This window comes from Pseudomonas sp. zjy_15 (assembly GCF_043101865.1).
Taxonomy (GTDB): Bacteria; Pseudomonadota; Gammaproteobacteria; order Pseudomonadales; family Pseudomonadaceae; genus Aquipseudomonas; species Aquipseudomonas putida_Y.
Map to the genome: position 1 here is coordinate 36,136 of NZ_JBICII010000070.1, position 20,302 is coordinate 56,437.

Consider the following 20,302-nt stretch of genomic DNA (forward strand, 5'->3'; position numbering starts at 1 on the left):
TGAATTCCTCAGAAGCCGTTGGGGGCGCGGGTGTGCCAGTCGGTCACCTGTTGGTAGCGGTGCGCGACGTTGAGCAGGCGGCCTTCCTGGAAGTATGGCGCCAGCAGTTGCACGCCGACCGGCAGGCCGTCGACGAAGCCCGCAGGCATCGACAGGCCTGGCAGGCCTGCCAGGTTGGCGGTGATGGTGTAGACGTCTTCGAGATAGGCGGCAACCGGGTCGCTGCTCTTGGCGCCGAGCTTCCAGGCCGGGTTTGGCGTGGTCGGGCCGAGAATCAGGTCGACATCGTTGAAGGCGGCCATGAAGTCGTTCTTGATCAGGCGGCGGATTTGCTGCGCCTTCACGTAATAGGCGTCGTAGTAGCCGGCCGACAGGGCGTAGGTACCGACCATGATACGGCGCTGTACTTCAGCGCCGAAGCCTTCGCCGCGTGAGCGCTTGTAGAGGTCGGTGAGGTCTTTCGGCTCTTCGCAGCGGTAGCCGAAGCGTACGCCGTCGAAACGCGACAGGTTGGAAGAGGCTTCGGCCGGGGCGATCACGTAGTAGGCCGGAATGGCATGCTGCATGTTCGGCAGGCTGATTTCCTTGACCACTGCGCCGAGCTTTTCCAGCTCTTTGACGCTGGCCTGGACCAGGTCGGCGATGCGTGGGTCGAGACCGGCGCCGAAGTACTCTTTCGGCAGGCCGATGCGCAGGCCCTGAAGTGAAGCGTTCAGGTTGGCGCTGTAGTCCGGCACCGGCTCTTCGATGCTGGTGGAGTCCTTGGCGTCGAAACCGGCCATGCCTTGCAGCAGCAGCGCGCAGTCTTCGGCGGTGCGGGCCAGCGGGCCGCCCTGGTCGAGGCTGGAGGCGTAGGCGATCATGCCCCAGCGTGACACACGACCGTACGTCGGCTTGAGGCCGGTGAGGTTGGTCAGTGCCGCGGGCTGGCGGATCGAGCCGCCGGTGTCGGTGCCCGTGGTGGCGGGCAGCAGGCGCGCGGCCACTGCAGCGGCCGAACCACCGGATGAGCCGCCTGGCACGTGCTCGAGGTTCCACGGGTTCTTCACCGCGCCGTAATGGCTGGATTCGTTGGCCGAACCCATGGCGAACTCGTCCATGTTGGTCTTGCCCAAGGTGACCATGCCGGCTTCGGCCAGCTTGGCGACCACGGTGGCGTCATAGGGCGCCTTGAAGTTGTCGAGCATCTTCGAGCCGCAGCTGGTGCGTACGCCGTTGGTACAGAACAGGTCTTTGTGGGCGATCGGTGCACCCAGCAGCGCGCCGGTTTCGCCAGCGGCGCGACGGGCATCGGCGGCACGCGCCTGGCCCAGGGCCAGGTCGTCGGTGATGCTGATGAAGCTGTTGATCTGAGGGTCGAGCTGTTTGATGCGCGCCAGTAGCGCGCCGGTCAGCTCTTCGGAAGAAAACGATTTGTCGGCGAGTCCGCGGGCGATCTCGGCCAGGGTCAATTGATGCATGGCAGGCTCTATCCCTTACTCGATGACTTTGGGAACCAGGTACAGACCGCTTTCGGTCGACGGCGCAATGGCCTGGTAGGCGTCGCGCTGGTTGCTTTCGGTGACTTGGTCGGGACGCAGGCGCTGGCTGGCCTCCAGCGGGTGGGCCAGGGGCTCGATGCCAGTGGTATCGACCGCTTGCATCTGGTCGACCAGGCCGAGAATGCTGTTCAGGGCGTCAGTAATGCGTGGCAGTTCGCCATCATTCAGGCCCAGGCGGGCCAGATGGGCGATCTTTTCCACGTCGCAGCGTTCAAGCGCCATGAGGATCTCCAAGGGAAACAAAGAACGGAATTTGGGTCCGCAGTGAGGAACATGTCAGCTTTCTGGCGGTCTAACGGCCGCGAAATTCTGCTGGCGTGCTCGGAAAAACAGCCAATTTAACATATTGGCTCCTTGCCCAAAATCCCTGCCATTGTTAGAGTTTGCCGCACTTTTTTACCCACGCTTTCCCCAGGGTCACTTTCCCATGTTCAAGAAACTGCGTGGCATGTTTTCCAGCGATCTTTCGATCGACCTGGGTACTGCCAACACCCTTATTTACGTGCGTGAGCGCGGTATCGTCCTGAATGAACCCTCGGTTGTTGCCATCCGTACCCATGGCAACCAGAAAAGCGTCGTCGCCGTCGGTACCGAAGCCAAACGCATGCTGGGCCGTACGCCTGGCAACATTGCAGCCATTCGTCCGATGAAGGACGGCGTCATCGCCGACTTCAGCGTCTGCGAAAAAATGTTGCAATATTTTATCAACAAGGTTCACGAGAACAGCTTCCTGCAGCCAAGCCCGCGCGTGCTGATCTGCGTGCCGTGCAAGTCGACCCAGGTAGAGCGCCGCGCCATCCGCGAGTCGGCCCTCGGTGCGGGTGCCCGTGAAGTGTTCCTGATCGAAGAGCCGATGGCCGCTGCCATCGGTGCAGGCCTGCCGGTTGAAGAGGCCCGCGGTTCGATGGTCGTCGATATCGGTGGTGGTACCACTGAAATCGCCCTGATCTCGCTGAACGGCGTGGTCTATGCCGAGTCCGTCCGTGTGGGCGGTGACCGCTTCGATGAAGCCATCGTGACCTACGTGCGCCGCAACTACGGCAGCTTGATCGGCGAATCCACCGCCGAGCGTATCAAGCAGGAAATCGGTACTGCCTACCCAGGTGGTGAAGTACGTGAAGTCGACGTGCGTGGCCGCAACCTGGCCGAAGGTGTGCCGCGTGCCTTCACCCTGAACTCCAACGAAGTGCTCGAAGCGCTGCAGGAATCGCTGGCGACCATCGTCCAGGCGGTCAAGAGCGCCCTCGAGCAATCGCCGCCCGAGCTTGCTTCGGACATCGCCGAGCGCGGCCTGGTGCTGACCGGTGGTGGTGCGCTGCTGCGTGACCTCGACAAACTGCTGGCCCAGGAAACCGGCCTGCCGGTAATCGTTGCCGAGGACCCGCTGACCTGCGTCGCCCGTGGCGGCGGTCGCGCCCTGGAAATGATGGACAAGCACGCGATGGACCTGCTCTCCAGCGAGTGATCCCGCTCGCTGTTCACGAGCGCCCGGTTTACAGGTAGTACACACAGTGCTACCTGTATGTGCTGCGCTGGTGCCCGTTTGGGGCACCGTATCCGTCAACCCGCAACCAGGCTGGTGCGTTGTTCCATGTCCAATGACCTCCTGAGTCGTCCACGAGGAACGGCCCATTAAACCGCTTTTCTCCAAGGGCCCTTCGCTGGGCGTTCGCCTCCTCGTTCTTGTGGTGATGTCGGTCGCGTTGATGGTTGTCGACGCGCGCTTCGACGTGCTCAAACCCGTGCGCAGCCAGATGGGCCTGGTGCTGATGGAATCGTACTGGATCACCGATTTGCCGCAGCGTGCCTGGCAAGGTGTGGCCGGCCAGTTCGGTAGCCGCACCGAGCTGATTGCCGAAAACGAGAAGCTCAAGACCGAAGCCCTGCTGCTGCAGGGGCGCCTGCAGAAGCTGGCAGCCCTGACCGAGCAGAACGTGCGGCTGCGCGAGTTGCTCAACTCTTCGGCGCTGGTCAACGAAAAGGTTGAAGTGGCCGAGCTGATCGGTGTCGACCCCAACCCGTTTACCCACCGCATTCTGATCAACAAGGGTGAGCGTGATGGTGTGTTCCTGGGCCAGCCGGTGCTCGATGCCCGCGGCCTGATGGGCCAGGTCGTAGAGTTGATGCCCTACACCGCGCGGGTACTGTTGCTGACCGATACCACCCACAGCATTCCGGTGCAGGTCAACCGCAACGGTCTGCGTGCCATCGCCAGCGGCACTGGCAACCCGGAACGCCTGGAGTTGCGCCATGTGGCCGACACTGCCGACATCAAGGAAGGCGACCTGCTGGTCAGTTCCGGCATGGGGCAGCGCTTTCCTGCCGGCTACCCGGTGGCCACGGTCAACGAAGTGATCCACGATTCCGGCCAGCCCTTTGCCATCGTTCGTGCCATCCCTACCGCCGCACTCAACCGCAGCCGCTATATGCTGCTGGTGTTCAGTGACCGACGTAGCCCGGAGCAGCGCGCCACCGATGCCGCCATTGCCCAGGAAGAGGCTGATCGCAAGGGCGCTGCACCTGCTGGCCATCCGACCGCTACCAGTGATCAGGTCGCACCCGCCGCTGGCACGCCTGCCGCGTCGGTCGCACCGGCAGCACCGGCCACTCCGGTCGCGCAGCCAGCAGTCCCGTCTGCTGCACCTGCCACGCCGGCCGCACCCGCTCAACTCCGGAGGCAATGATGGCTGCATCACGCCGCAATAACGGCTGGATCATCTGGCTTACTTTCGCCATCGGCCTGCTGCTCAGCGTTTCCCCCATGCCGCAGTTCATGGAGGTGTTCCGGCCCATGTGGCTGGCCTTGCTGGTGTCGTTCTGGACCCTTGCCGTGCCGAACAAAGTCGGCATGACCACGGCGTTCGTGTTGGGCCTGGCCGAGGACGTGCTGTATGGCACCCTGTTGGGGCAGAATGCGCTGGTTCTTACCTTCATCACCTTTCTGGTGCTGTCCCTGCAGCAGCGTCTGCGCATGTTCCCCATGTGGCAGCAAAGCCTGGTCATTCTGGTGATCTTTGGTATCGCCCAGTTGATCCAGTTGTGGCTCAGCGCACTGACCGGCAACCGCCTACCCACCCTGGCGCTGGTCTGGTCGGCGGTGATCAGTGCCTTGCTCTGGCCGTGGATCAGCTTTGCCTTGCGCGACCTGCGTCGACGCTTGCATATCAACTGACGGCAACGCGCCGCTGACAGGGAGATGTCTGAATGACCCCGTTATACCTGGCTTCAGGCTCGCCCCGTCGTCGTGAACTGCTGACGCAGATCGGCGTGCCGTTCATCGTCATCAGCGCCCCCGTCGATGAAACTCCGCTACCCAGCGAAAGCGCCCCTGCCTACGTCGAACGCCTGGCCCGGGCAAAGGCTGCCGCCGGCCTGGCCAGCATCGATGGCCCGGCTGTAGTGCTCGGCGCTGACACCGCAGTGGTACTCGATGGTCGTATTCTCGGCAAGCCGGAAAACCGCGAAGATGCCTTGGCCATGCTGGCTGACCTGTCAGGCCGTGAGCATCAGGTGCTGACCGCTGTCGCCCTGGACGATGGCCAGCGGGTGCACAGTTTTTGCGTTACCAGCAAGGTGCGCTTTCGCGCCATCGGCACCGATGAAGCGCAACGCTATTGGGCCAGCGGCGAGCCAGCAGACAAGGCTGGCAGCTATGCCGTGCAGGGGCTGGGTGCGGTTTTCGTCACCGGCCTTTCCGGCAGCTACTCGGCGGTGGTCGGCTTGCCGCTCTGTGAAACGGCCGATTTGCTTGGCCAGTTCGGCATCGCCTGCTGGCAATCGCTTGCGCATACGCCAGAGGTAACAAACCCGCAGTAGCCAGCAGTGCATACGCCATCCATCATAAGAAAGAACCTTTGACGAGAGCCTGCCATGAGTGAAGAGATCCTGATCAACATCACCCCGATGGAGTCACGTGTGGCGGTGGTGGAAAACGGGGTGCTGCAGGAAGTGCACGTCGAGCGCACCCAGCGCCGTGGCATCGTCGGCAATATCTACAAGGGCAAGGTGGTGCGTGTGCTGCCAGGCATGCAGGCGGCCTTCGTCGACATCGGCCTTGAGCGCGCTGCATTTATCCATGCCTCGGAGATCTCCCAGCGTGAAGGCTCGGCGGTAGAGAACATCACCGCACTGGTACATGAAGGCCAGGCTCTGGTGGTGCAGGTGACCAAGGACCCGATCGGCACCAAGGGGGCGCGCCTGACCACCCAGCTATCGATTCCGTCGCGCTACCTGGTGTACATGCCACGCAGCAGTCATGTCGGTATCTCGCTGAAAATCGAGGACGAAGCCGAGCGTGATCGCCTCAAACAGGTGGTCAGCGACTGCATGGATAGCGAGAACATCAAGGATGCCGGCGGCTTCATCCTGCGCACCGCCGCCGAAGGCGCGCGTGCCGAGGAGATCTTGCAGGACATTCGCTACCTGCGCCGCCTGTGGGAGCAGATTGGCACCCAGATCAAGACCTGTGGCGCGCCCACGGTCATTTATGAAGACCTTGGCCTGGCCCTGCGTACCCTGCGTGACCTGGTCAACCCGAAGATCGAGAAGATCCGCATCGACTCGCGGGAAACCTTCCAGAAGACCACGCAGTTCGTCGGCGAGCTGATGCCGGAAATAGCCGACCGCCTCGAACATTACCCGGGCGAGCGCCCTATCTTTGACCTGTACGGCGTCGAAGACGAGATCCAGCGGGCCCTGGAGCGCAAGGTGCCGTTGAAGTCCGGCGGTTACCTGGTGGTCGACCCGGCCGAAGCGATGACCACCATCGACGTCAACACCGGGGCTTTCGTCGGCCATCGCAACCTCGAAGAAACCATCTTCAAGACCAACCTCGAGGCCGCTACCGCCATCGCCAGGCAACTGCGCCTACGCAACATTGGCGGCATCATCATCATCGACTTCATCGACATGGAAGACGAAGATCACCAGCGCCAGGTTCTGCGTACCCTGGAAAAACAGCTGGAGCGCGATCACGCCAAGACCAACATCATCGGCATCACCGAACTGGGCCTGGTGCAGATGACCCGCAAGCGCACGCGGGAAAGCCTGGAGCAGGTGCTGTGCGAGCCGTGCCTGGCCTGTCAGGGCCGCGGCAAGCTGAAAACGCCCGAGACCATCTGCTACGAAATATTCCGCGAGATCCTGCGTGAGGCCCGCGCCTATCAGGCCGAAGGCTACCGTGTGCTGGCCAACCAGAAGGTGGTCGACCGCCTGCTGGATGAGGAGTCAGGCAACGTGGCGGAACTGGAAGCCTTCATCGGTCGAACCATTCGCTTCCAGGTCGAGTCGATGTATTCGCAGGAACAGTACGACGTGGTGCTGCTCTGAGGCCTTCTGAAACACGCCACGGTATCGTCGGGCTGGTAAAACCGGCACTACGGGCCATCATGGATAAACGACTTGGAGGGCCATGGCCATGGGACGTCTGAACCGCGTTCTTGTCGCTCTGACCCGCTGGGGGTTGGGCATTTGTGCCCTGCTGGCCGTATTGGTGGCGCTGTATGTCAGCCTTGGCCGTGAACTGGTGCCGCTGGTCGCCGAGTACCGTGCCGACTTAGAAAGCAAGGCCGAGCAGGCGCTGGGCCTGCCCGTGCATGTCGGTGCCCTGGAAGGGCACTGGAGCGGGTTGGCCCCCGTGCTGCGGGTGCGCGACCTGCAACTGGGCGAAGGCACCAAGGCGCTGCGGCTTGACGACGTCATGGTAGTGCCCGACATCTGGGCCAGCCTCACCGCCCGTGAAGTGCGCCTGGCGCGCATTCAGCTGGGCGGGCTGCAACTGATCCTTCGCGAGAACGAGCAGGGCGCCTGGAGCCTGGAGGGCCTGCCGAAGAAGGACGACGCGCCGCTGGACCCTGCCGACTTGCTGCAGCGCCTGCGGCAGTTGGGGCGCATCGATGTATTCGACAGTCTGGTCACCCTGCACCCCTGGCAGCGCGACCCGCTGACCCTGACTTATGTGAGTGCTGGCCTGCAGGCCGGTGCCACACGTCAGGCATTGGACTTGCGCGCGACCCTGCCTGATGGCCAGCCCCTGGCGCTGAGCCTGAACAGCCGTATGTCGGCCGAGGCTTGGCGTGATGGCGAGGTACAAGCCTATGTGAGCCTGCCGCAAAGTGACTGGGCACATTGGTTGCCACCCAGGGTGTTGGGGCAGTGGCATGCGGATACCCTGCGGGCGGGCGGTGAGTTCTGGATCGGCTGGGGCAAGGGGCAGTTGCAACGGGCCGTCGTAAGGCTCAATGCACCCAGGCTGCAGGGGGCCTATGCCGGGCGCAAGGCTGCCGACCTGAATAACCTCGCTTTGGGCGCCTGGTTCCAGCGCCGGGAGCAAGGCTTCGATGTGGTCGTCGACTCGTTGGCCATGGACCTCGGCAAGGCCCGCTGGGAGTCTCACCTGCAGTTGCAGCAGCGCCCTGGCCAGAACGCAGCCGATGAAAGCTGGCAGTTACAGGCCGACCGCCTCGACCTCACTCCGCTGACTCCGCTGATCGACGCCCTGGCACCATTGCCGGACAAGGTGAAGGATGTGGTCGATGGCTTGAAGGTGACCGGTGCGTTGCGCAATGTGCGCCTCGAGGTCAGGCCCAAGGCCGAGGGTGACCAGCGCCTGCAGTTCGCGGCCAACCTGGAGAAGGTAGGCTTCGATGCTTATTACAACGCTCCGGCGGCCGGTAACGTCAGTGGCAGCATCAGCGGTGACCTGGGCCACGGCGAGCTGCGCCTGGATACCGATGCGTTCATGCTGCATCTGTACCCGATCTTCGCCAAGCCCTGGCACTACCAGAAGGCGAATGCGCGCCTGACCTGGACCTTGGACAAAGACGGTTTCACCCTGATTGCGCCCTATCTCAAGGTGCTGGGCGAAGAGGGCAAGATCGCCGGCGACTTCCTGATTCGCCTGTTCTTCGAGGAAGGCCGCGAGGACTACATGGACCTGCGCGTCGGCCTGACCGAAGGCGATGGCCGCTATACCGCCAAGTATCTGCCCGAAGTGCTCAGCCCGGCCCTCGACGAATGGCTGCGCAGCGCGATCATCAAAGGTGCTGTGGACCAGGGCTACTTCCAGTATCAGGGCTCGCTGAACCATGGCGCAGCACCGGAGGCGCGCAGCATCAGCCTGTTCTTCAAGGTGCATGACGCCGCCCTGGACTTCCAGCCCGGTTGGCCACAGGTGCAGCATGTGGATGGCGATGTGTTCATCGAGGACAGTGGCGTGCGCATCTTGGCCCGGCGAGGCGTGCTGCTCGACACCAAGGTCAGTGATGTAACAGTCGATATCCCGCATGTCGACGGTGATCAGCACAGTCACCTTTACCTGGACGGCGACTTCGACGGTAGCCTGGGTGATGGCCTGAAGATTCTCAAGGAGGCGCCCATCGGCACTGGTGAAATTTTCGCCGGCTGGGAAGGTGAGGGGCCGCTGAAGGGCAAGGTCAAGCTCGATATCCCGCTGGCCCATGGGCTGCGCCCAAAAGTGCAGGTGAACTTCGCCACCAGCGATGCGCGCCTGAAAGTTGCTCCGCCAAGCCTGGAGTTGAGCCGCCTGAAGGGAGACTTCAGCTTCGATTTCGACAAGGGCCTGAGTGGCAAAGGCATCAGCCTACAGGCCTTCGGCAAGCCGGTAACGGCTCGAATAACCGCTGAAGGTCAGGCTGGGCAGATGCAGACCCGCATCAATGCCAATGGCCAGGTATCGCTCAAGACGCTGACTGACTGGCTGCAATTCAACCAGGCTTTGCCGGCATCCGGTGACCTGCCGTATCAGTTGCAACTCAGTCTGGGGAGCCGGGACAACCACCTGAGTGTCACTTCCAGCCTCAAGGGCCTGGCCATCGACCTGCCGGCTCCGTTTGGCAAAGCGGCGGCAGATACCCGTGACAGCCGTTTCGACATGAGCCTTCAGGGACCGGAGCGGCAATTCGATGCCGCCTACGCCGACCTTGCCCGCTTCGCCTATGCCGCACCGGCCGAGAAGTTGACTCAGGGCCGTGGCGAGCTAGTGCTGGGCACAGGCGACGCCCGGGTACCTGCCAGCCAAGGGCTGAGGGTGCGCGGGCGACTGGAGACGCTGGACCTGGCCCCCTGGCAGGAACAGGCTGCCCGGCTGGCTGGCGACGACCCGGGTGGCAGCGCGCGGCAGAACTTGCAAAGCGTCGACCTGAGCATCGGCCAGTTGAAAGCCTTCGGCATGGATCTGAACCAGGCCGTGGTTCGCCTGGCCCGGGCCGGCCCGGCCTGGGATTTGCGCCTCGACAGCAAGGAAGTCATCGGTAACGCACGCGTTCCGGATGCCAAGGGCGTGCCCATGGCCGTGCGCATGCAGACCTTGCGCCTGCCTGCCGCCAGCGCCGCTGAGCAGCAGGCTGAAGACGGCCCCGACCCGCTGGCCTCGTTCGATCCGCGCAAAGTCCCGGCACTGGACCTGAGCATCGACAAGCTCTATCGCGGTGACGATCTTTACGGCAGCGCCTCGATCAAGCTGCGGCCGACCGCACGTGGCGTTAAAGCCAGTGATATCGACCTCGATCTGAAGGGGTTGCGCATCGATGGCGGCGGTGGCTGGGAAGGTGAAACGGGCAAAACCAGCAGTTGGTACAAAGGGCGCCTTGACGGCAAGAATCTGGCGGATGTGCTCAAGGCCTGGGGCTTTGCCCCGACTGTGACCAGCCGCGACTTCCGCCTGGATGTGGATGGCCGCTGGCCGGGCTCGCCCGCCGCGGTGGGCCTGAAACGCTTCTCGGGCAGCATGGATGCGGCGCTGCGCAGCGGCCAGTTCGTCGAGGTCGAAGGCAGCGCACAAGCACTGCGGGTGTTCGGCCTGCTCAACTTCAACTCGATTGGCCGGCGCCTGCGTCTGGACTTTTCCGACCTGTTTGACAAGGGCCTGGCCTATGACCGGGTCAAGGGCTTGCTGGTGGCCAGTAGTGGCGTGTACGTGACCCGCAATCCGATTACCGTGACCGGCCCGTCGAGCAACTTCGAGCTCGACGGCACGCTGGACATGGTCAGCGACCGGGTCGATGCTGACTTGCAGGTGAGCCTGCCGGTGACCAACAACCTGCCGCTGGCAGCGTTGATCGTCGGCGCGCCGGCTGTGGGCGGTGCGCTGTTCCTGGTCGATCGGCTGATCGGTGACCGCGTGTCACGCTTTGCCAGCGTGCACTACCGTGTCGAAGGGCCGTGGAAAGAGCCTAGAATCACATTTGTGAAACCTTTCGAGAAATCCCGCTAGGAGTACCCATGAAGGCAGCGGTAATCCAGATGGTCAGCCAGGACGACGTGCAGGCCAACCTGCAGCGTGCCGGTGCCCTGTTGGAGCAGGCCGCGTTGGGCGGCGCGCGGTTGGCGGTGCTGCCAGAGAACTTTGCCGCCATGGGGCGCAAGGACGCTGCTGCCATCGGCCGTGCCGAGGCTTTGGGGCAAGGGCCCATTCTGCCATGGTTGAAACGCACCGCCCGCGACCTCAAGTTATGGATTGTTGCCGGTACTTTGCCCTTGCCACCGGCCGGCCAGCCCGATGCCAAGGCCCATGCGTGCTCGTTGCTGATCGATGAACACGGCGAGGTGGCGGCACGGTATGACAAGCTGCACCTGTTTGACGTGGACGTAGCCGACAACCGGGGCCGTTACCGCGAGTCGGATGACTACGCACAGGGTGCTCAGGTAGTGGTGGCTGATACGCCGGTCGGGCGGCTGGGGCTGAGCGTGTGTTACGACCTGCGCTTTCCCGAACTGTACAGCGCGCTGCGCGCTGCCGGCGCGGAGCTGATCACCGCACCGGCAGCTTTTACTGCAGTGACCGGCGCAGCACACTGGGAGGTGCTGGTGCGTGCCCGGGCCATCGAAACCCAGTGTTACCTGCTGGCTGCGGCACAGGGCGGCGCCCACCCCGGTCCACGGGAAACCCATGGTCATGCGGCGATCGTCGACCCTTGGGGGCGCATTCTCGCAGAACAGGCGCAAGGTGAAGCGGTACTGCTTGCCGAGCGCGACATTGAAGAACAAGCGTCCATTCGGGCGCGCATGCCGGTGGTATCGCACCGGCGCTTTTTTTCGCAGGGCGCGTTGCGGCCTGCGCACACCTCGGAGTGACTATGAGCCAGATGTTATCCACCGTCAGCGAGCAGCTCTTGGCCCCAGGCGGCTTGACCCTGGACAGCCTGCAGAGCGTGCTGGGTGAGTTGGCTGGCCCCGGCATCGACGCCGCCGACCTGTATTTCCAGGGCCAGATCTCGGAAACCTGGGCGCTGGAAGACGGCATCGTCAAAGAGGGCAGCTTCAACCTCGACCAGGGCGTGGGCGTGCGTGCCCAGTCCGGCGAAAAAACCGGCTTCGCCTACAGCAACGCGATCAACCTTGAAGCGCTGACCTCGGCAGCCCGTGCTGCCCGTTCGATTTCCCGTGCCGGGCAGAACGGCACGGTGCAAGCCTTCCGCAGCCAGGAGGTGGCCGCCCTGTATGCCGCGGACAACCCGCTGGACGTGCTCAGTCGTGCCGAAAAGGTCGAGTTGCTTAAACGTGTCGATGCCGCCACCCGTGCCCTGGACCCGCGCATTCAGCAGGTCAGCGTGAGCATGGCTGGGGTTTGGGAGCGTATTCTGATTGCTGCGGCCGATGGCAGCCTGGCCGCCGACGTACGTCCGCTGGTGCGCTTCAATGTCAGCGTCATCGTCGAGCAGAATGGCCGTCGCGAACGCGGTGGGCAGGGCGGTGGCGGGCGTACCGATTACCGCTTCTTCACCGAAGAGCGGGTGATGGGCTATGCCCGCGAGGCTCTGCGCCAGGCCCTGGTGAACCTGGAAGCGATCCCGGCGCCGGCCGGTACCTTGCCGGTGGTGTTGGGCCCGGGCTGGTCGGGCGTGCTGTTGCACGAGGCTGTTGGCCATGGCCTGGAAGGCGACTTCAACCGCAAGGGCAGTTCGGCATTCAGCGGCCGCATTGGCGAGAAAGTGGCGTCGAGCCTGTGCACCATCGTTGACGATGGCACCCTTGAAGGCCGCCGTGGTTCTCTGAGCGTGGACGACGAAGGCACCCCGACCGAATGCACCACGCTGATCGAGAATGGTGTGCTCAAGGGCTACATGCAGGACAAGCTGAACGCGCGCCTGATGGGCATGGCAGTGACCGGCAACGGCCGCCGTGAATCTTACGCGCACCTGCCGATGCCACGCATGACCAACACCTACATGCGTGCCGGCGAAAGCGACCCGCAGGAGATCATCGCGTCGGTGAAGAAGGGGATCTACTGCGCCAATCTCGGTGGTGGGCAGGTGGATATCACCAGCGGCAAGTTCGTGTTCTCCACCAGTGAGGCCTATCTGATCGAGGACGGCAAGATTACCGCGCCGGTGAAGGGCGCAACCTTGATCGGTAATGGTCCCGAGGCGATGAGCCGGGTTTCGATGGTCGGTAACGACCTGGCACTGGACAGCGGGGTAGGGACGTGCGGCAAGGACGGGCAGTCGGTGCCGGTCGGGGTGGGGCAACCTACCTTGAAGCTGGATGCGATTACCGTAGGCGGTACGGGCGCTTGATGGCTTCGGGAGTCGTTGTGGGAGCGGGCATGCCCGCTCTCACAGGGGCCCAGCCTGTCAGCGTAGCCCGCGTTGCAACTCGTCGAGGTCGCGAATGTACTTGAACACCTTGCGCGCGGCGGCAGGCGGCTTGTTCCGCGCCTTCTCGTGCTGGGCATGGCGCACCAGCGAGCGCAGTTGCTGGCGGTCGGTGTCGGGGTACTCGTTGACGAAGCGCTCGAGGTCTTCGTCGTTACCGTCGATCAACCGGTCACGCCAGCGCTCCAAACTGTGGAAGCGTTCGTTGTACTGGCGAGTCGAGCTGTCCATCTGCTCGAGCAAGGCGTGGATGGCATCGAGGTCTTGCACGCGCATGAGCTTGCCGACGAACGACATGTGGCGTTTACGGGCGCCATGAGCGGTGTGCTTGCTGGCCTCGGCCAGTGCCTTGCGCAGCTCGTCGGTCAATGGCAGGCGCGCCAAGGTATCGGCCTTGAGCGTGGTAAGCCGCTCGCCGAGTTCGACCAGCGCATGCAGTTCGCGCTTGATCTGGGTTTTGCTTTTTTCGCCGTCGAAGGCGTCGTCGTTTGAATCAACCATGGTGGCAGTCCGCTAGAAATCGCCGCCATGATAACCAGTCGGGGGCCGCTTGTCCGGCCCGGTCGTAGAATGACCCCAAGCCGTACGCAGAATTTGAGTGGAGAGAACCATGAGTGCAGTCCAGAGCGTAGGTCCGAGAGACCTGCCAGCATTGCAGGAACAGGTCGAGGCGATCATCGCCGAGGCGCGTCGTCAGGGGGCCAGTGCCTGCGAAGTGGCGGTGTCGCTGGAGCAGGGGCTGTCCACCACCGTACGCCAGCGTGAGGTCGAAACGGTCGAGTTCAACCGCGACCAGGGCTTTGGTATCACCCTCTATGCTGGCCAACGTAAAGGTTCGGCCAGCACCTCGGCCAGTGGCCCGGAGGCGATCCGCGAGACCGTCGCCGCAGCGCTGGCAATTGCCAGGCACACCTCCGAGGATGAATGCTCGGGCTTGGCCGACGCGGCACTGATGGCGCGTGAAATCCCTGATCTGGACCTGTACCACGACTGGGATATCGAGCCCGAGAAGGCCATTGAAATGGCCTTGGCCTGCGAGGCCGCGGCCTTCGACGCCGACCCGCGCATCCTCAACGCCGATGGCACCACCCTCAATACCCACCAGGGCTGCCGCGTGTATGGCAACAGCCATGGATTCATCGGTGGTTACGCCTCGACCCGGCACAGTCTGAGCTGCGTGATGATTGCCGAAGGCGACGGGCAGATGCAGCGTGACTACTGGTACGACGTGAACCGCCAAGGCAACCTGCTGGCCGACCCGCGCAGCATCGGCGTGCGCGCTGCCCAGCGTGCCGCCAACCGCCTTGGCGCCCGGCCGGTGCCGACTTGCGAGGTACCGGTGCTGTTCTCGGCCGAATTGGCCGGTGGCCTGTTCGGTAGCTTCCTGTCGGCCATTTCCGGCGGCAACCTCTACCGCAAGTCGTCGTTCCTGGAGGGTACCATTGGCCAGCGCCTGTTCCCTTCCTGGCTGACCCTCGACGAGCGCCCGCATATTCCGCGTGCGTTGGGCAGTGCTGCGTTCGACGGTGATGGCCTGGCCACCTATGCCAAACCTTTTGTCGAAAAAGGCGAGCTGGTGTCGTACTTGCTGGGCACCTACTCCGGGCGCAAGCTGGGTTTGCCGAGTACTGCCAATTCCGGTGGCGTGCACAACCTGTTCGTCAGCCACGGTGTCGAAGATCAGGCCGCGCTGATTCGCCGCATGGGGCGCGGGCTGCTGGTGACCGAACTGATGGGGCATGGCTTGAACATGGTGACGGGGGACTATTCCCGTGGTGCGGCGGGGTTCTGGGTCGAGAATGGCGAGATTCAGCATGCCGTGCAGGAAGTCACCATCGCCGGAAACATGAAGGACATGTTCCAGCAGATTGTCGCGATTGGCAGCGATCTTGAAACCCGTAGCAACATTCATACGGGCTCGGTGCTGATCGAGCGGATGACCGTTGCTGGTAGCTGATCTTTAGCCTGCGCCGGCCCTTTCGCGGATCAATCCGCTCCTACACGGTAGTGGACGCACATCGGGGTTGGACACCGGCCGTTGTAGGAGCGGGTTTACCCGCGAAGAGGCCGGCACACACTACACCTTTCTCTGCAAATCCGAAGACCCGGCCCTCGCGCCGGGTTTTTATTTCATCACCTTTTCTTGAAGTGATTCTGTTTATCACTTAATAATGAATATCATTATCCAGTAACCCGGCGATGATGTTCATGAAATCCGTCCTCCGCGAACTGCCCTACCTGGAAAACTGGCGCTGGCTCAGCCGGCGCATTCGCTGTGCGCTCGACCCCGACGAGCCGCGCCTGATCGAGCATTACCTGGCCGAAGGCCGCTATCTGGTGTGTTGCACCGAAACCTCGCCATGGACGGTGGCGCTGACAGCGTTTCGCCTGCTGCTGGATACCGCCTGCGATCGCATGCTCCCCTGGCATTGGCGTTGCCTGTGCCTGGATCAGGCGTGGCGCCCTCTGCTGGACCTGCGCAACCTCGACCGCCAGGAACAGAACCAACGCTGGCAACCCTACGCCCTGCAGTTGGCCAATTGCCGTCTGCTGCCTTCGATTTCTCCCGATGAACTGATGCAAGGATTTGATGATGAGTGATACCCGTATCGAGCGTGACAGCATGGGTGAGCTGCAGGTGCCGGCCCAGGCCCTCTACGGCGCCCAGACCCAGCGCGCGGTCGACAACTTCCCGATCAGCGGCCAGCGTATGCCGGCCCAGTTCATTCGTGCCTTGTTGCTGGCCAAGGCCGCTGCGGCCAAGGCCAACGTCGAACTGGAGCAACTGTCTGCCGGGCAGGGCCAGGCTATCGTCAAGGCTGTCGAGCAACTGCTGGCCGAGGACTTCATCCAGCACTTCCCGGTGGATGTGTTCCAGACAGGCTCTGGCACCAGTTCGAACATGAACGCCAATGAGGTGATCGCCACCTTGGCTACCCATGTACTGGGTGAGGCGGTCAATGCCAATGACCACGTCAACTGTGGCCAGAGCAGCAATGACATCATTCCGACCACCATCCACGTCAGTGCCGCGCTGGCCCTGCACGAGCAGTTGCTGCCAGCCCTGGCGCACCTGGTACAGGTGATCGAGGTCAAGTCGGCACAAGTACATTCATTCGTGAAGACCGGTCGTACTCACCTGATGGACGCGATGCCCGTGCGCATGAGCCAGGTGCTGGATGGCTGGGCTGCGCAGATCAATGCTGCCAAGGCGCATATCGAAGCGATGCTGCCGCACCTGCAGGCGCTGGCCCAGGGCGGAACTGCCGTGGGTACCGGCATCAATGCCCATCCACAGTTCGCGGTCGGTTTCGCTCGCCAGCTCAGTGGCCTGACCAAGGTCGAGTTCACGCCCGGCCAGAACCTGTTCGCCCTGATCGGCTCGCAGGACACTGCCGTGGCGTTGTCTGGCCAGCTCAAGACCACCGCTGTGGCGTTGATGAAAATCGCCAACGATCTGCGCTGGATGAACTCCGGCCCGCTGGCCGGTCTGGGCGAAATCGAGCTGCAAGCTCTGCAGCCGGGCTCTTCGATCATGCCAGGCAAGGTCAACCCGGTGATCCCGGAGGCCACTGCCATGGTCTCCGCCCAAGTGATTGGCAACGACGCGGCCATCGCCGTCGCCGGCCAGTCCGGTAACTTCGAGTTGAACGTGATGCTGCCGGTGATCGCCCGTAACCTGCTGGAAAGCATCGAACTGATGGCCAACGTCAGCCGCTTGCTGGCCGACAAAGCCATCGCCACCTTCAAGGTCAACGAAGACAAACTCAAGGAAGCCCTTGCGCGCAACCCGATCCTGGTCACTGCATTGAATCCGATCATCGGCTACCTCAAAGCCGCCGAAATCGCCAAGACCGCCTACAAGCAAGGTCGCCCAATCATTGATGTGGCGCTGGAGCACACCGACCTGTCCCGCGACCAGCTCGAAGCGCTGCTGGACCCGGAAAAGCTCACCGCCGGCGGTATCTGACACTGCGTCACCGCCCAGGAGACAGCCATGCAGCACTGGAAACGCACCACGGAAACCGCCAACCGCCTATTCGAACAAGGCGAGCTGGTGGACGCCCGGGAACACTACCTGCAAGCCTTGGCGTTGGCCCAGGTGCTGTTCGAGCGCTGGCATGACGTGGACGAAGCGGTGGCTGCATTCGTCATCGCCCACCACAACCTGGCTGACCTGCACCTGCGCCTTGACCAGCCGCATGAAAGCGCCGACTACCTGTGCGCTGCTCACCAGCGACTGCTGCAGGCCTGCCAGGAAGTGCGCCTGCCTCAGGCGCTGCGTGATGCCGCCTTGCGCCACAGTGCGCGCACTTACACCGAGCTGCTGAGTTTCATTGCCGAGTATGGCCAGTACCCGCGTACCGAGCGCTTGCTCAACCGCCACAGCGCCGGGGCCAGCGAGCTCGCTGCCCAGCCGGATGTAACACCCAGAACCCATGCCTACGGAATTCACTGACATGCCCCATACCTTGCCTGCATTGCCATACGCCTACGATGCGCTGGAACCACACATTGATGCCCAGACAATGGAAATCCACCACACCAAGCATCACCAGACTTACGTGGACGGCCTCAGTGCCGCCCTCGAAGGTACCGAGTGGGCCGAATGGCCGGTGGAAAAACTGGTCGCTGCCGTCAAGCAACTGCCGGAAAACCTGCGTGGCGCCGTGACCAACCACGGCGGTGGTCACGCCAACCACAGCCTGTTCTGGACTGTCATGTCGCCTCAGGGCGGTGGCGAGCCTGTGGGCCAACTGGCGCAAGCCGTCACTGCACAACTTGGCGGCTTCGAGGCTTTCAAGGAGGCTTTCACCAAAGCCGCGTTGACCCGCTTCGGCAGCGGATGGGCCTGGCTCAGCGTGACGCCGCAAAAAACCTTGATGGTGGAGAGTAGCGGCAACCAGGACAGCCCGCTGATGCACGGCAATACGCCGATCCTCGGCCTGGACGTGTGGGAGCACGCGTACTACCTCAAGTACCAGAACCGTCGTCCGGAATACATCGGTGCCTTCTACAACGTCATTGACTGGGTGGAAGTTGAACGTCGTTACCTTGAAGCCCTGAAGTGAGTCGGACCGGTATGCGCTCTGAGGTGATGTCTGTCAGCAGTGTGCGCCTGTTCCGCCTGGCGCTTGGGACTTTGCTTTTGCTGGCTGGCGCCGCGTTATTGGTGGCGCGGGGCCTCGCCTGGCTAGACCTCGACCCGCGCATGCTGCGCGCCCTGGAGGGCGGTGCTTTGTGCGCACTGGGTACGGCACTGGGCGCAGTACCGGTACTGGTCATTCGCAATATGCCGGTGGCGCTGGCGGATACGCTATTGGGCTTCGGTGCTGGCGTGATGCTGGCGGCCACCGCGTTTTCCCTGATCATGCCGGGCCTGGCGGCGGCTCAGTCTATTGGCTTCAGCCCTTGGGGGGCAGGTGGCCTGGTCAGTTTTGGCCTGATGTTCGGGGCGTTGTGCCTGTTCCTGGTCGACCTCAAGGTATCCTGGGCTTCGCCGGAGGCGTTGGTGGGCACGGCAAACCAGCCGGTGATCGCAGCGCGCATCTGGCTGTTCGTGATTGCCATAATTGCCCACAACATCCCCGAAGGTATGGCCATTGGTGTGTCGGCCGGGGGTGGAATGGCCGACGCCGACAGCCTGGCCATGGGCATTGCCTTGCAGGATGTGCCTGAGGGGCTGGTGATCGCGCTGGTGCTGGCAGGGGCGGGCATGCCGCGCTTCAAGGCCTTCCTGATCGGCGCAGCCTCAGGCCTGGTCGAGCCGCTGGCGGCGTTGATCTGTGCCTGGCTGGTGAATGTTGCCGAACTGCTGCTGCCGCTGGGGCTGGCCTGTGCAGCGGGGGCGATGTTGCTGGTGGTCACCCAGGAAATCATTCCAGAATCGCGCAGCAACGGCCATCATCGTCTGGCCAGCCTGGGGCTGTGTACAGGTTTCTGTCTGATGATGGTGATGGATACCGCGATGTCCTGATGCAAGCGCAGGTGTGTGGGTGGGCTATTCGCCTTCGTCAAAGAAGTTGTTGATCAGCTCGACCAGTGCGTCCATGGCGTCGCTGTCCTGCTCGCCTTCGGTATGCAGGTGCACCTGGGTGCCTTTGCCTGCTGCCAGCATCATCACCGCCATGATGCTCTTGCCATCCACCAGCTTGTCCGGGGCGCGACCGACCCGCACCTGGCAGGGGAAGCGGCCGGCCACACCGACGAACTTGGCTGCCGCCCGGGCATGCAGACCCAGCTTGTTGATGATGGTGATTTCGCGGGCGGGCATCGTGGGGCGGATCCTTGGGCTAGAGGTCGCGATGGCGGACCTGGACGTTTTTCAGGGTTTTCTGCAGCTGTCGACCAAGGCGCTCGGTGATGTACACCGAACGGTGATGGCCGCCAGTGCAGCCGATGGCGATGGTTACGTAGGCGCGGTTGCTGGCAGCGAAGCGGGGCAACCACTTGAGCAGGTAGCTGGAGATGTCGTTGTACATGTCTTCGACATCCGGTTGTGCGGCCAGGTAGTCGATCACGGGTTGATCGAGACCCGAGTGCTCACGCAGCTCTGGCTTCCAGTAGGGGTTGGGCAGGCAGCGCACGTCAAAAACCAGGTCGGCGTCGACCGGCATCCCCCGCTTGAAACCGAACGACTCGACCAGAAACGCTGTGCCGGGCTCGGGCTGGTTCAGCAGGCGCAGCTTGATCGAGTCACGTAACTGGTACAGGTTCAGGTTGGTGGTGTCGATCTTCAGGTCGGCCAGGTCGGCAATAGGGCCCAACAATTCGCTTTCCACGCGGATCGCTTCCGCGAGCGAGCGGTTGGCGTTGGTCAGGGGGTGCCGCCTGCGGGTTTCCGAGAAACGTTTGAGAAGGACCTCTTCATCGGCATCCAGGTACAACACGTCACACTGGATGTGCCGGGCGCGGGCTTCTTCAAGCAGTTCGGGGAAGCGCGTCAGGTGGCTGGGCAGGTTGCGCGCATCGATAGACACCGCCACCTTGGGCTGCAGCAAATCGGTGTTGATCAGTGCATTTTCCGCCAACTGCGGCAGCAGCCCGGCGGGTAAATTGTCGATGCAATAGAAACCGCTGTCTTCCAGGACATCGAGGGCGGTGCTCTTGCCGGAGCCGGACCGGCCGCTGACGATGATCAGGCGCATG

General features: G+C 62.9%; 19 protein-coding genes. 14 read left to right on the forward strand and 5 right to left on the reverse strand.

Features of this window, described 5'->3' with window-relative positions; all coding sequences use genetic code 11:
* Positions 1-8 precede the first annotated feature (8 nt).
* Both gatA and gatC read right to left on the reverse strand, forming a co-directional pair.
* The gene (gene gatA, locus ACF8EF_RS13425; RefSeq protein WP_176683757.1) at positions 9-1,460 is read right to left on the reverse strand and encodes an Asp-tRNA(Asn)/Glu-tRNA(Gln) amidotransferase subunit GatA; all 1,452 of its coding nucleotides are present in this window, start codon (positions 1,458-1,460) and stop codon (positions 9-11) included.
* Positions 1,461-1,475: 15 nt separating this feature from the next.
* Entirely contained in the window at positions 1,476-1,763 is a 288-nt protein-coding gene (gatC, locus tag ACF8EF_RS13430; RefSeq protein WP_003255165.1) for an Asp-tRNA(Asn)/Glu-tRNA(Gln) amidotransferase subunit GatC, read from the reverse strand.
* Between the two features lie 205 nt (positions 1,764-1,968).
* Between gatC and mreB the strand changes: the two genes are divergently transcribed.
* The 8 genes from mreB (at position 1,969) to tldD (ending at position 13,075) form a co-directional block, all read left to right on the forward strand.
* On the forward strand, positions 1,969-3,006 hold the full coding sequence (mreB, locus tag ACF8EF_RS13435) for a rod shape-determining protein MreB (protein ID WP_003255163.1): 1,038 nt from the start codon (positions 1,969-1,971) through the stop codon (positions 3,004-3,006).
* A 166-nt stretch (positions 3,007-3,172) separates the two neighbouring features.
* Entirely contained in the window at positions 3,173-4,225 is a 1,053-nt protein-coding gene (gene mreC / locus ACF8EF_RS13440) for a rod shape-determining protein MreC (protein WP_392461972.1), read from the forward strand.
* Positions 4,225-4,713 (forward strand): rod shape-determining protein MreD, encoded by a 489-nt coding sequence (gene mreD / locus ACF8EF_RS13445; protein ID WP_176683756.1) that lies wholly within the window; start codon positions 4,225-4,227, stop codon positions 4,711-4,713. The genes mreC and mreD overlap by 1 nt, the downstream gene beginning before the upstream one ends.
* Before the next feature lie 32 nt (positions 4,714-4,745).
* Positions 4,746-5,357, forward strand: a complete 612-nt coding sequence (locus ACF8EF_RS13450) for a nucleoside triphosphate pyrophosphatase (protein ID WP_176683755.1) — start codon at positions 4,746-4,748, stop codon at positions 5,355-5,357.
* A 54-nt stretch (positions 5,358-5,411) separates the two neighbouring features.
* The gene (gene rng / locus ACF8EF_RS13455; RefSeq protein WP_021781845.1) at positions 5,412-6,869 is read left to right on the forward strand and encodes a ribonuclease G; all 1,458 of its coding nucleotides are present in this window, start codon (positions 5,412-5,414) and stop codon (positions 6,867-6,869) included.
* 82 nt (positions 6,870-6,951) lie between these two features.
* Positions 6,952-10,773: a YhdP family protein gene (locus tag ACF8EF_RS13460; protein ID WP_392529126.1), complete on the forward strand. Its 3,822-nt coding sequence runs from the start codon at positions 6,952-6,954 to the stop codon at positions 10,771-10,773.
* Positions 10,774-10,781: 8 nt separating this feature from the next.
* Positions 10,782-11,633 carry a carbon-nitrogen hydrolase family protein gene (locus ACF8EF_RS13465; protein ID WP_176683753.1) on the forward strand — a complete coding sequence of 284 codons (852 nt, stop codon included), beginning with the start codon at positions 10,782-10,784 and terminating at the stop codon, positions 11,631-11,633.
* Positions 11,634-11,635: 2 nt separating this feature from the next.
* Positions 11,636-13,075, forward strand: a complete 1,440-nt coding sequence (gene tldD, locus ACF8EF_RS13470; protein WP_209967842.1) for a metalloprotease TldD — start codon at positions 11,636-11,638, stop codon at positions 13,073-13,075.
* Positions 13,076-13,132: 57 nt separating this feature from the next.
* Here the strand turns inward: tldD and yjgA are convergent, their stop codons facing one another.
* Entirely contained in the window at positions 13,133-13,654 is a 522-nt protein-coding gene (gene yjgA / locus ACF8EF_RS13475) for a ribosome biogenesis factor YjgA (RefSeq protein ID WP_003255152.1), read from the reverse strand.
* Between the two features lie 109 nt (positions 13,655-13,763).
* On the opposite strand from yjgA, the gene pmbA reads away from it, so the two are divergent.
* From pmbA to ACF8EF_RS13505, 6 genes are all read left to right on the forward strand, one after another.
* On the forward strand, positions 13,764-15,110 hold the full coding sequence (gene pmbA, locus ACF8EF_RS13480; protein ID WP_176683751.1) for a metalloprotease PmbA: 1,347 nt from the start codon (positions 13,764-13,766) through the stop codon (positions 15,108-15,110).
* 242 nt (positions 15,111-15,352) lie between these two features.
* Positions 15,353-15,754: a hypothetical protein gene (locus ACF8EF_RS13485; RefSeq protein ID WP_012051310.1), complete on the forward strand. Its 402-nt coding sequence runs from the start codon at positions 15,353-15,355 to the stop codon at positions 15,752-15,754.
* Complete coding sequence (locus ACF8EF_RS13490; protein ID WP_392461941.1) at positions 15,747-17,123, forward strand: class II fumarate hydratase; 1,377 nt, start codon at positions 15,747-15,749, stop codon at positions 17,121-17,123. Before ACF8EF_RS13485 ends, ACF8EF_RS13490 begins: the two co-directional genes overlap by 8 nt.
* Positions 17,124-17,150: 27 nt before the next feature.
* A complete protein-coding gene (locus ACF8EF_RS13495; RefSeq protein WP_176683749.1) occupies positions 17,151-17,612 on the forward strand; it encodes a hypothetical protein in 462 nt (153 codons plus the stop codon).
* A 1-nt stretch (position 17,613) separates the two neighbouring features.
* Positions 17,614-18,225 (forward strand): superoxide dismutase, encoded by a 612-nt coding sequence (locus ACF8EF_RS13500; RefSeq protein ID WP_392461942.1) that lies wholly within the window; start codon positions 17,614-17,616, stop codon positions 18,223-18,225.
* Positions 18,226-18,236: 11 nt separating this feature from the next.
* Entirely contained in the window at positions 18,237-19,130 is an 894-nt protein-coding gene (locus tag ACF8EF_RS13505) for a ZIP family metal transporter (protein ID WP_049586462.1), read from the forward strand.
* 24 nt (positions 19,131-19,154) lie between these two features.
* Here ACF8EF_RS13505 and ACF8EF_RS13510 read toward each other — a convergent pair whose 3' ends face one another.
* Complete coding sequence (locus tag ACF8EF_RS13510) at positions 19,155-19,427, reverse strand: HPr family phosphocarrier protein (protein ID WP_010952144.1); 273 nt, start codon at positions 19,425-19,427, stop codon at positions 19,155-19,157.
* Between the two features lie 19 nt (positions 19,428-19,446).
* Complete coding sequence (gene rapZ / locus ACF8EF_RS13515; RefSeq protein WP_176683746.1) at positions 19,447-20,301, reverse strand: RNase adapter RapZ; 855 nt, start codon at positions 20,299-20,301, stop codon at positions 19,447-19,449.
* Position 20,302 lies beyond the last annotated feature (1 nt).